We start from the raw sequence: 11,719 nt of genomic DNA, 5'->3' as shown, positions 1-11,719 counted from the left end.
ATGGCCAGCATCACGGCATTACTGGGAGGACTTCATGGATCGCAGGACCGTATTGAAGGGACTGGCCGGCGCGGGCGGTCTGGCATTGACCGGCCTCTCGGCGCCGGCGATCGCGCAAGGCGCATCCGCCCGGACCCTGCGCTTCGTGCCCCAGGCCAATCTCGCCAATTTCGACCCGATCTGGGGTACCCAATATGTCGTGCGCAATGCGGCCGCGATGGTCTGGGACACGCTTTACGGCATCGATTCCTCGTTGCAGCCGCAGCGTCAGATGGTCGAGTCCGAGGAAGTGACCGACGACGGCACGACCTGGACGTTCAAATTGCGGCCGGGCCTCAAGTTCCATGACGGCGAGCCGGTGCTGAGCAAGGACGTCGTTGCAAGCCTGACGCGCTGGTCGGCGCGCGATCCGATGGGACTGATGATCAAGGCGCTGCAGCAGGAACTGACGGCCGTCGACGACCGCACCTTCAAATGGGTGCTCAAGCAACCCTTCCCGAAGATGCTCTACGCGCTGGCCAAGAACAACTCGCCGTGCGGCTTCATCATGCCGGAGCGCATCGCGCAGACCGATCCGTTCAAGCAGATCACCGACTATGTCGGCTCCGGGCCGATGAAGTTCGCCAAGGGCGAGTGGGTGCCCGGCGCGAAGGCGGTGTTCGAGAAGTTCACCGATTACGTGCCGCGGCAGGAGAAGGCATCCTGGCTCGCGGGCGGCAAGCAGATCCTGGTCGATCGCGTCGAATGGATCGTGATGCCGGATCCCGCCACGGCAGCCGCCGCCTTGCAGAACGGCGAGGTCGACTGGTGGGAGAGCCCGATTGCAGACCTCGTTCCAGTCCTGAAGAAGAACAAGAACATCAGCGTCGATATCGGCGATCCCCTCGGCAACATCGGCTCGTTCCGCATGAACCATCTCTTTGCGCCGTTCAACGACGTGCGGGCGCGGCGTGCGGTGCTGATGGCGCTCAGCCAGGAAGACTACATGCGCGCGATCGTCGGAGACGACACGGCACTCTGGAAGCCGCTGCCCGGCTTCTTCACCCCGGATACGCCGCTTTACAGCGAAGCCGGCGGCGAGATCCTGAAGGGCAAGCGCGATCTCGATGCCGCCAAGAAGTTGCTGGCCGAGAGCGGCTATTCCGGCCAGCCGGTGACGTGCCTGGTGGCGCAGGATCAGCCGATCACCAAGGCACAGGGCGACGTCACCGCGGATCTGCTGAAGAAGCTCGGCATGAATGTCGACTTCGTCGCCACCGATTGGGGCACGGTCGGCTCGCGCCGCGCGCAGAAGACGCCGCCCGGACAGGGCGGCTGGAACATGTTCCACACCTGGCACGCGGGCGCGGACTGCATCAATCCCGCTCCCTACACCGCCATTCGCGCCAACGGCGACAAGGCCTGGTTCGGCTGGCCGAACAGCCCCGGCACGGAGAAGGAGGTCGCGTCCTGGTTTGAGGCCAAGAACCTCGACGAGGAGAAGGCCGCCATCGGTCGCCTCAACAAGGCGGCGCTCGATGACGTCGTCTACGCGCCGACGGGCTTCTTCCTGAGCTACACCGCGTGGCGCAAGAACGTCTCCGGCATCACCAAGGGGCCGCTGCCGTTCTTCTGGGGCGTGTCCAAGTCTGCATGATCGTGCGCTGAGGCCAGATGCTCTCCTACATCCTCCGTCGCATCGTCGCGACCCTGCCAGTCATGGCGATCGTCGCGCTGTTCGTGTTCAGCCTGCTCTACATCGCGCCGGGCGATCCGGCCGTGGTGATCGCGGGCGACCAGGCGAGTCCGGAGGATGTGGAGCGCATCCGGCAAAGCCTCGGCCTCAACCGTCCGTTCCTGGTCCAGTTCGGAAGCTGGGTCTGGCGCATCCTGCACGGCGATCTCGGCACCTCGATCTTCACCAATCTCCCGGTCTCGGCGATGATTGGGCAACGTCTCGGTCCGACGCTGTCGCTGATGATGGTCACGCTGCTGCTCACGATCGTGGTGGCGGTGCCGCTCGGCGTGGTGGCGGCGTGGAAGGCCGGCAGCCTGATCGACCGCGTCATCATGGGCTTTGCCGTGTTCGGATTCTCGCTGCCCGTGTTCGTGGTTGGTTACATACTCGCCTACATCTTCGCGCTCGAGCTGGAATGGCTGCCGGTGCAGGGCTATACGCCGCTCACGCAGGGCTTCTGGCCGTGGCTCGAGAACCTCATCCTGCCGGCGGTCGCGCTCGGCTGCGTCTACATCGCGCTGGTCGCACGTATCACCCGGGCGGCCATGCTCGAAGTGCTGCAGCAGGACTACATCCGCACCGCCAAGGCCAAGGGCCTCGGGCAGGGCGGCATCCTGTTCATTCACGCGCTGAAGAACGCGGCGGTGCCGATCGTGACCGTGATCGGGATCGGCATCGCGCTCCTGATCGGCGGCGCGGTTGTGACCGAGAGCGTGTTCGCGATCCCCGGCCTCGGCCGCCTCACGATCGATGCGATCCTGCGCCGTGACTATCCGGTGATCCAGGGCATCGTGCTGCTGTTCAGCTTCGTCTACGTCCTCGTCAATCTGATGATCGACGTCGTCTACACGCTCGTTGACCCGAGGATCCGCTATTGACCGATACGACCGTCAATCCGCAATCGCTGCCGGCCGGTCTTGTCGTCGCGCCGCAGCTGCCTGAAATCCTGCGCCCGGTCACGATCCGGCGCGGCTTTGTCGGCCTCCTGCGCGGCCATCCGACGGTCGCGATCGGCGGCGCGCTGTTGCTGGCGCTCGTGCTGATCGCGGTCTTCGCGCCTTATCTCGGCACGGTCGACCCGACCGCGCTCGCACCCGCCAAGCGGACCCGGGCGCCGTCGGCCGATTTCTGGTTCGGCACCGACGTGCTCGGCCGCGACATCTATTCCCGCGTGTTGTTTGGCGCGCGCGTCTCGCTCACGGTCGGCTTGTCGGTCGCGATCTTCGCATCTGCGGCGGGTCTCGCCATCGGCATGATCTCCGGATTCATCCGCTGGGCCGACGGCATCCTGATGCGGTTCATGGACGGCTTGATGTCGATCCCGCCGATCCTGCTCGCGATCGCGCTGATGGCGCTGACGCGCGGCAGCGTCGGCAACGTCATCCTGGCGATCACCGTTGCCGAAATCCCGCGTGTCTCGCGCCTCGTCCGCAGTGTGGTGCTGTCGCTCCGCGAGCAACCCTATGTGGATGCGGCCGTGGCCTGCGGCACGCGCTCTCCAATGATCATCCTCCGCCATATCCTGCCCAACACGGTCGCGCCGATGCTGGTGCAGGCGACCTATATCTGCGCCAGCGCCATGATCACCGAGGCGATCCTGTCCTTCATCGGCGCCGGAACGCCGCCGACCATCCCGTCCTGGGGCAACATCATGGCCGAGGGCCGCGCACTGTGGCAGGTGAAGCCCTACATCGTGTTCTTCCCGGCGGCGTTCCTGTCCGTTACCGTTCTGGCCGTGAATTTGCTCGGCGACGGCCTTCGCGATGCGCTCGACCCGCGCATGGCCAAGAGCCTCTGATGGATCTAGGCTGATCGCGATGGCTTTGCTCGAAGTCGAGAACCTCCAGACCCATTTCCGCACCCCCAGCGGCATAAATCGCGCCGTTGACGGGGTGTCCTTCCATGTCAACGAGGGCGAGACGCTCGCCATCGTCGGCGAGTCCGGCTGCGGCAAGTCGGTGACGTCGATGTCGCTGATGCGACTGATCCCGGAGCCGCCGGGCAGGATCGCAGGTAGCATCCGCTTTGCGGGCAGGGACCTGCTGAAGCTGTCCGATCGCGAGATGCGTGCGATCCGCGGCAACGACATCTCGATGATCTTCCAGGAGCCGATGACCAGCCTCAATCCGGTCCTGACCGTCGGCCGCCAGATCCGCGAGACCTTGATGATCCATCAGGGCCTCGACAAGCAGGCGGCAGAGGCGCACGCGATCGAGATGCTGACGCTGGTGGGCATTCCCGAGCCGAAACGCCGCGTGCGCGAATACCCGCATCAGCTGTCCGGCGGCATGCGTCAGCGCGTCATGATCGCCATCGCGCTCGCCTGTAATCCGAAGCTTCTCATTGCGGACGAGCCGACAACCGCGCTCGACGTCACGATCCAGGCGCAGATCCTGAAGCTGATGCTGGACCTGAAGAGCCGGGTCGGCGCTGCGATCATCCTCATCACCCACGATCTCGGCGTCGTCGCCGAGATCGCCGAGCGTGTCATGGTGATGTATGCGGGCCGCAAGGTCGAGGAGGCGCCGGTGGCCGAGCTGTTCCGTTCGCCGCGTCATCCCTATACGCAAGGTTTGCTTGGCGCGGTGCCGCGGCTCGGCTCGTCGCTGTCCGGCACTGCGAGGCGGCTCGCCGAGATTCCCGGGCAGGTGCCGGATCTCCGCAAGCCGATCACCGGCTGCGTCTTTGCCGGACGCTGTGCGCTCGCGACCGATCTCTGCCGCCAATATGCGCCAGGGCTGGAGGAGAAGGGCCCCCACCACGTCGCCGCCTGTCATTACGCCGCCAAGGGAGCCATCGCGGCATGAGTCCTCCGCTGCTCCAGGTCAACGACCTCAAGAAGCACTTTCCGGTCAAGACCGGCCTGTTCGGGCGCAAGTCCGAATTCGTCTATGCGGTCGACGGCGTGTCGTTCGAGATCGCGCGGGGCGAGACCCTGTCGCTGGTCGGGGAGTCCGGCTGCGGCAAATCGACGGTCGGCCGCGCCATCCTGCGGCTGTTCGAGATCACCTCGGGGCAGGTCATCCTCGACGGCCAGAGGATCGACGATGCTGCGCCGAGCACGATGCGCCAGATGCGCCGGCGCGTGCAGGTTGTGTTCCAGGATCCGTTCTCGAGCCTCAATCCGCGCATGCGCGTGCGCGACATTCTCGCCGAGCCGATCCGCAATTTCGGCCTCGCCAAGTCTGCGGAAGATCTCGAGGTTCGCGTCACATCGCTGATGGATACCGTGCGCCTGCCGCGCGAGGCGCTGAACCGCAGGCCGCACGAATTTTCCGGCGGCCAGCGTCAGCGCATCGGCATTGCGCGCGCGCTCGCGGCAGAACCCGAGCTGATCGTGTGCGACGAGGCGGTTTCCGCGCTCGACGTTTCGGTCAAGGCGCAGATCGTCAATCTGCTGCAGGATCTCCAAAGCGAGTTCGGCCTCGCGCTGCTGTTCATCAGCCACGATCTCGCGATCGTCGAGCACATGACCCATCGCGTGGCGGTCATGTATCTCGGCAAGATCGTGGAAGTGGCGCCGCGCCGGGAGATCTTTGCCGCGCCAAGGCATCCCTACACCAAGGCGCTGCTCTCGGCGGTGCCGTTGCCGGAGCCCGGAGCACAGCGCAATCCGATCATTCTCAAGGGCGACGTGCCGAGCCCGATCAACCCGCCGAACGGATGCCGCTTTCACACCCGTTGCCCGTACGTCTTCGACCGCTGCCGGACAGAGGAGCCGGTGCTGCGCGCGGCGGGAGGCGAGCAGTGGGTGGCGTGCCACCTCGAAGAGCTGCCGTAGGGTTTAACCCTGCCGGCGCAGGAAGCCCGTGATCGTGACCTTTTCCCAGATGCCGGCCGCGGCAAAGGGATCTGCGCGGTTGAAGGCTTCGACCTCGGCCCGGCCCGGCGCCTCGATTAGGAACAGGCTGCCGATCATCGCCTGGCCGTCGTCGGAGACCAGCGGTCCCGACATCACGATCTTGACGCCGAAGCGTGAGGTATCGCTCAGGAAAGCCTTGTGCGCGTCGTAATTGGCAAGCCGCGTGGGCAGCGCACCGGTGCGGTCGAGAGCGTGAATGGCGAACAGCATGGTGGTCTCCGTTTCTTGCTTCAGTTCTTGGGACGGCCGCGGGGGCGGCCGTCCGGACGCGACGTGATCGGGTGGTCTACTTCGCGCCGAGCTTGCCGGCGTCCTCGAAGGTCGGACAGGTCCGCTGCTCCAGCGGGACGTCGAACGGCTGGTAATTGTCCTTGGTGATGACGGTCGGCTTCAGCACGATCTCGCTGATGACAGGCTGATTGCGCAAGGAGCGGATCGCCATCATGGTGCCGAGGCAACCTTGCGCAAAGCCGTTGTAGTCGCCGCTCGCCAGCAGCTTGCCGGACTTGATCGCGTCGATCGCCTCCTTGGTGCCGTTGATGCCGATCACCTGGGCCTTGCGGTTGGCGCCGTCGAGCGCCTCGATCGCGCCGACCGCCATCGCGTCGTTGGCGGCGAGCACGCCGTCGATCTGCGAGTTCGACTGCATCAGGTTCTCCATCACCTGGAGCGCCTGGAGCCGCTGGTAGTTGCCGGGCTGGGAGGCCAGGAGCTTGGCGCCCGGATTCTCCTTCAGCGCGTCGTTGAAGCCGCGGACGCGGTCGACATTGGTCAGCGAGCCCTTGACGCCCTCGATGATGACGATATTGCCCTTGCCTCCCAGCGTCTTCAGGAGGAAGCGCGCGGTCTCCAGCCCGAGACTGTAATCGTCGGCGCCGACGAAGGACAGGAACTTGCCGCCGGCTGAGCGGTCGGTGATGTTGACGACCGGGATCTTGGCCTCGTTGATCTTCTCGACGCCGGGCACCATCGCCTTGTAGTCGACCGGCGTGAAGACGATCGCGCTCGGCTTTTTGACCACGACGTCCTCGATCTGGCTGAGCTGCTCGGGGATCGAGTCCGGCTTGGTCGGGATGTACTGAAGCGTCTTCGCGTTCAGCGTCTTCGCCATGTTGTCGGCGCCGACCCGCACCGTCTGGAAGAACGGATTGGTCTGGTTCTTGGTGAAGACAGCGATGGTCTCGCCGTCGGCGCGTGCGTGCGTGGTGAACGCGGCCGCCATCAGCAGCGGCAGCGTCAGATAGCCAAGTTTCTGTTTCATGTTGCCTCCATCCCTCGTTTTGCTTGTTGGAACTTCAAGAACTCATTGCGCGCGGCGGCGGGTCTTCATGTCGAGCCAGACCGCGAGAATGACGATGACGCCGGTGACGAGCGGCTGCCAGTTGGCGCTGACCGAGAGCAGGTTCATGCCATTCAGCACCAGGGTGAGGATCAGCGCGCCGATGAAGGTGCCGAACACGGTGCCGACGCCGCCGAACAGCGAGGTGCCGCCGATCAGCACGGCCGCGATCGCGGGCAGCGTCAGGCTCTCGCCGATGTCGGCCTCGGCCGAATTGAGCCGCGACAGGAAGATGATCGAGGCGAGCCCGGCCATGGTGCCGGAGACGGCATAGACCAGCAGCAGGCGCCGCGCGACCGGGATGCCTGAGAGCCGCGCCGCGACCGGATTGGCGCCGATCGCATAGATCTCCTGGCCCCAGATCGTGCGCTGCGCGAAGAACGTCCCGATCCCGAGGAAAACCAGCAGCAGATAGACCGGGATGGGCAGGCCGAACAGGTAGCCGCTGCCGATCTGGCGGAAGCCGGCCGGGAAGCCGTGCAGGGTCTCGCCCGCCATGTACCAGTAGGTGAGGCCGTTCAGCACCCAGAGCATGCCGTAGGTGGCGATGAAGGAGGGGATGCGGAGCGCAGTGACCATGATGCCGTTGAGCAGGCCGACGATGCCGCCGCAGGCAAGCCCGGTGAGGATGCCGAGCGCCGGCGAGCCGGTCGTGTGGATCACGGTCCCGGCGATACAGGCGGACAGCGCGACATTGGCGCCGACGGACAGATCGAGGCCGGCGGTCAGCACCACCAGCGTCAGGCCGGAGGCGATGAAGAAGGTCAGGCTCGCCTGCCTGAGCACGTTGAGGATGTTGCCGAGGCTCAGGAAGGAGTCGCTGAGCACGGCGAGCACCGCGCAGATCAAGAGCGCCGCGAGCAGGCGGTAAAACACCTGGATCGCGTCCTGCGAGAGAAACGAGCGGGGCGGCGCGATGGCGTCCTTGGTGATGTCGGTCATGCGCGGCTCCTGAGGCCGTCGAGGAACAGGGCAACGATGACGAGGATGCCGACGCTTGCGACCTGCACAGAGGACGGCAGGGAGATCAGGTTCAGCCCGTTGCGCAACACGCCGACCGAGAGGACGCCGAGCAGCGTGCCGAGCAGCCAGCCATTGCCGCGCTCGAACGAGGTGCCGCCGACGGCGACCGCGGCGATGGCATCGAATTCGAGACCGAGGCCGGCGGTGGGGTGACCGGAATTCATCCGCGCGGTCATCAGCAGGCCGGCGATGCCGGCCATGGCGCCGCCGATCGCGTACACCGCGATCAGGAGCCGGTTCGGCGAGAGACCGGCATAGCGCAGCGCCTCGCGGTTGCCGCCGAGAGCGAAGATGTAGGTGCCGAACCTTGTATGATAGAGCAGCACGTGGAAGACCGCGTAGGTCACGAGCGCCATCACGATCGGAACGGGGACTCCGAGAAGCGTCGCCGAGTAGATGTCGCGCACGCTGTGGGGAATGCCGACCACGCTCTGGCCGTCGCTGACGATCAGCGACAGTCCCTGCGCCATGCCGAGCGTGCCCAGCGTCGCGACGAAGGGCGGAATGCCCAGGATCGCGACCAGCCAGCCATTGGCGAGGCCGAAGGCCGTGCCGACCAGCAGGCCGGCACCCAAGCCGAGCAGCATCGACTTGGTCGCGAGCGACACGATGGCGACGCAGAGCGAGGTCAGCGTCAGCACCGCACCCATCGACAGATCCAGCCCCTCGGTCATGATGATCAAAGTCATCGGCAGCGCGAGCATGGTCAGGATGGTTGACTGCACCAGCACGTTGGAGAGATTGGCGACCGACAGGAAGCCGGGCGCGATCACGCTGAACAGCGCGATCAGCAGCACCAGCACCATGGCAACGCCGGGAATGCGTTGCAGCGGATTGGGCTCCGAGACGATCGCGGCTTCACGCATGATGCATCCCCAGTCGCACGATGTTCTCCTCCGTCAGTTCGCTGCGCATCAGGTGCCCGGCAATGCGCCCCTCGCGCATCACATAGGCGCGGTCGCAGACATGGCAGATCTCGACCTGCTCGGACGAGATCATTAGGGCCGCCGCGCCTTCCGCGACGAGGCGGTCGATCAACGCAAAGATCTCGGACTTGGCGCCGATGTCGATGCCCCGCGTCGGCTCGTCGAAAATGAACAGCTTTGAGCCGGCAGCCAGCCACTTGCCGATCACGACCTTCTGCTGGTTGCCGCCCGAGAGCAGGCCGACGGTTTGCCGCGCACTCGGTGTCGCGATCCTCAATTGGCGGATCAGGCCGTCGGCTGTGCGCTGCGCACTGCGCTGGTCGAACAGGCCGCTCGGAAACAGTTTTCGCAGCGCCGACACCACCAGATTGTCGCTCACCGAACGCAGCAGCGCGAGGCCTTCACTTTTGCGGCTCTCCGGGATCAGCGCGATGCCGCGGCGGGCGGCGAGATCCGGCTCGCCGGAGATGGTCTTGCCATCGAAGATGATCTCCCCTGATGTGACGGGGTCGGCGCCGAAAATAGCGCGCGCGACCTCGCTGCGACCGGAGCCGACGAGGCCGCACAGGCCGACGATCTCGCCTCGGCGCACCTCGATATTGATGTCCGAGATGCCGGTTGGCGCGGTCAGGCCCTTGACCTCGAGCAGCAGCTCGCCGGGCTTGTCGGCAAAATGGCGCGGATAGGTCATGTCGACGTTGCGGCCGACCATCATGCGGACGAGCTGGTCCGGCGTGACGTCAGCGGGACGGACGCCGTCGATGCGGCGGCCGTCGCGCAGCACAGTGATGCGATCGCCGAGCGCGAACACCTCGGCCATGCGGTGCGAGATGTAGACGATGGACACGCCGTCGGCCTTCAGCCGCGCGATCAGCGCAAACAGCAGCTCGGTCTCTCGGTCCGACAGCGCCGCGGTCGGCTCGTCCATGACCAGGATGCGGGCGTTCTGGCTGATCGCTTTCGCGATCTCGACCATCTGCTGCTGCGCCACGCCGAGCTTGTCGACGGTGGTGGAGGGATCGATGTCGAAGCCGATCGTGTCGAGCACGCGCCTCGCATCAGCCAAAATCTTCCGGCGGTCGATGGTCCCGGGAATCCGGCCCCTCGGCTCGCGACCAAGGAAGATGTTCTGGGCGATATCGAGATGGGGGACCAGCGAGAATTCCTGGAAGATCACGGCAATGCCGAGCTTCTGCGCATCCGCGGTGGAATTGATCGCGACCGTCTCGCCCTTGTAATAGAACTCGCCGGCGTCGGCGCGGTAGGCGCCGCACAGCACCTTCATCAAGCTCGATTTGCCGGCGCCGTTCTCGCCCAGCAGCATGTGGACTTCGCCGGGATGGACGGCAAAGGACACGTCATCCAGCGCCTTGACGCCGGGAAATTCCTTGCTGATGCCGCGCAGCTCCAGCAGCGGCGTGGGCGAGGTGACCTCGATCGGGAGCGCGTCGCTCATGCCTTGGCTCCGCTCGCAAAGATCTTTCCGGGGTTCATCAGTCCATCAGGGTCAAGCGCGGTCTTGATCGACCGCATCACGTCGACGGCTTCGCCGAGCTCGTCAGTGAGGTAGTCGATCTTGCCGAGCCCGATGCCGTGCTCGCCGGTGCAGGTGCCGTCCATGGCAATGGCGCGGGCGACCATGCGGGCCTGCAGCGCCTTGGCGCCTTCGGCCTCCTCCGGCTTTGCCGGATCGATCAGGATCAGCATGTGGAAATTGCCGTCGCCGACGTGACCGACGATCGGTGCGACAAAGCCGTGCACGTCCGCGTCGCGCCGCGTCTCGGTCAGGCATTCCGCCAGCCGCGAGATCGGCACGCAGACATCCGTGATCACCGCGCGTGCGCCGGGGCGCAGGCCGAGGCCGGCATAGAGGGTGTTGTCGCGGGCGTGCCAGAGCCGGCTGCGGTCTTCCGGCGCCTTCGCCCAGGCAAAGCCGTGGCCGCCATGGTCGGCGGCGATGGCCTGGGCGGCTTCGGCCTGCTCGGCGACGGAGGTCTCCGAGCCGTGGAATTCGAAGAACAGGGTGGGGGCCTCGCGATAGCCAAGCTTGGCGTAGGCATTGATGCCCCGCATCATGACGTCGTCGAGTAGCTCGATGCGCGCCACGGGGATCGCGGACTGGATCACGGAGATGGCGGTATCGACGGCGTCGTGCAGGGTGTCGAAGCTGCATACTGCGGCCGAGATAGCCTGCGGCACCGGATGCACCTTCAGCGTGATCTCGGTGATGATCCCGAGCGTGCCTTCGGCGCCGACGAACATGCGCGTCAGGTCATAACCGGCGGCCGACTTGCGCGCGCGCCGGGCGGTCCGGATCACGCGGCCATCGGCCAGCACCACCTCCAGCGCCATGACATTGTCCTTCATGGTGCCGTAGCGCACCGCCATGGTTCCGGAGGCGCGCGTCGAGGTCATGCCGCCGATCGAGGCGTCGGCGCCGGGGTCGATCGGGAAGAACAGGCCGGTATTGCGCAGCTCGGCATTGAGCTGCTTGCGCGTGATGCCGGGCTGCACCACGACATCCATGTCGCTGTCGTGCACGGCCAGCACCTTGTTCATGCGCGCGAAGTCGAAGCAGACGCCACCGGCGACCGCGGCCGCGTTGCCTTCGAGCGAGGTGCCGGCGCCGAACGGAACGATCGGCATGCCCGCGCCGGCGCAGAGCTTGACGATGTCCGCGACCTCCTGCGTGGTCTCGGGGAAGACGACGATATCGGGCGGCAGGCTCCGATAATGCGATTCGCTCTGCCCATGCTGATCGAGCACGCCGCGCGCAACGCTCGCGCGCGGGCCGATCATGCCGGTGAGGCGCTCGGCCAATATGTCCGTGCTGACCCGCGGTCCCATCCTCA

General features: G+C 65.7%; 11 protein-coding genes. 5 read left to right on the top strand and 6 right to left on the bottom strand.

The genetic code is table 11. The features are described 5' to 3' along the window. The first annotated feature begins 34 nt into the window (after nucleotides 1-34). The 5 genes from ACM42_RS00905 to ACM42_RS00885 are packed head-to-tail and all read left to right on the top strand — an operon-like array spanning nucleotide 35 to nucleotide 5,498. Entirely contained in the window at nucleotides 35-1,636 is a 1,602-nt protein-coding gene (locus ACM42_RS00905) for an ABC transporter substrate-binding protein (protein WP_271526245.1), read from the top strand. A gap of 17 nt (nucleotides 1,637-1,653) precedes the next feature. Further along, nucleotides 1,654-2,595, top strand: coding sequence for an ABC transporter permease (locus ACM42_RS00900; RefSeq protein WP_271526244.1), 942 nt, complete (start codon nucleotides 1,654-1,656; stop codon nucleotides 2,593-2,595). After that, nucleotides 2,592-3,515: an ABC transporter permease gene (locus tag ACM42_RS00895; protein ID WP_271526243.1), complete on the top strand. Its 924-nt coding sequence runs from the start codon at nucleotides 2,592-2,594 to the stop codon at nucleotides 3,513-3,515. Before ACM42_RS00900 ends, ACM42_RS00895 begins: the two co-directional genes overlap by 4 nt. A 19-nt stretch (nucleotides 3,516-3,534) precedes the next feature. Next, nucleotides 3,535-4,524 carry an ABC transporter ATP-binding protein gene (locus ACM42_RS00890; protein WP_271526242.1) on the top strand — a complete coding sequence of 330 codons (990 nt, stop codon included), beginning with the start codon at nucleotides 3,535-3,537 and terminating at the stop codon, nucleotides 4,522-4,524. After that, a complete protein-coding gene (locus ACM42_RS00885; RefSeq protein WP_028176743.1) occupies nucleotides 4,521-5,498 on the top strand; it encodes an ABC transporter ATP-binding protein in 978 nt (325 codons plus the stop codon). The genes ACM42_RS00890 and ACM42_RS00885 overlap by 4 nt, the downstream gene beginning before the upstream one ends. A 3-nt stretch (nucleotides 5,499-5,501) precedes the next feature. On the opposite strand, the gene ACM42_RS00880 is transcribed toward ACM42_RS00885, so the two are convergent. The 6 genes from ACM42_RS00880 to ACM42_RS00855 form a co-directional block, all read right to left on the bottom strand. Continuing rightward, entirely contained in the window at nucleotides 5,502-5,789 is a 288-nt protein-coding gene (locus ACM42_RS00880; protein ID WP_271526241.1) for a YciI family protein, read from the bottom strand. Nucleotides 5,790-5,865: 76 nt separating this feature from the next. After that, nucleotides 5,866-6,840, bottom strand: coding sequence for a sugar ABC transporter substrate-binding protein (locus tag ACM42_RS00875; RefSeq protein ID WP_271526240.1), 975 nt, complete (start codon nucleotides 6,838-6,840; stop codon nucleotides 5,866-5,868). Nucleotides 6,841-6,882: 42 nt separating this feature from the next. Then, complete coding sequence (locus ACM42_RS00870) at nucleotides 6,883-7,860, bottom strand: ABC transporter permease (RefSeq protein WP_197968247.1); 978 nt, start codon at nucleotides 7,858-7,860, stop codon at nucleotides 6,883-6,885. Continuing rightward, nucleotides 7,857-8,807 (bottom strand): ABC transporter permease, encoded by a 951-nt coding sequence (locus ACM42_RS00865; RefSeq protein ID WP_271526239.1) that lies wholly within the window; start codon nucleotides 8,805-8,807, stop codon nucleotides 7,857-7,859. Before ACM42_RS00865 ends, ACM42_RS00870 begins: the two co-directional genes overlap by 4 nt. Then, nucleotides 8,800-10,323 (bottom strand): sugar ABC transporter ATP-binding protein, encoded by a 1,524-nt coding sequence (locus tag ACM42_RS00860; protein WP_271526238.1) that lies wholly within the window; start codon nucleotides 10,321-10,323, stop codon nucleotides 8,800-8,802. Before ACM42_RS00860 ends, ACM42_RS00865 begins: the two co-directional genes overlap by 8 nt. Further along, nucleotides 10,320-11,714, bottom strand: coding sequence for an FAD-linked oxidase C-terminal domain-containing protein (locus ACM42_RS00855; protein WP_271526237.1), 1,395 nt, complete (start codon nucleotides 11,712-11,714; stop codon nucleotides 10,320-10,322). Before ACM42_RS00855 ends, ACM42_RS00860 begins: the two co-directional genes overlap by 4 nt. Between the last annotated feature and the right edge of the window lie 5 nt (nucleotides 11,715-11,719).

Origin of the sequence: Bradyrhizobium sp. CCBAU 25338, assembly GCF_028128965.1 — a bacterium.
GTDB lineage: Bacteria > Pseudomonadota > Alphaproteobacteria > Rhizobiales > Xanthobacteraceae > Bradyrhizobium > Bradyrhizobium liaoningense.
Note: the sequence above shows the minus strand (reverse complement) of the source record. Positions and strands in the feature narration are given on the sequence as shown.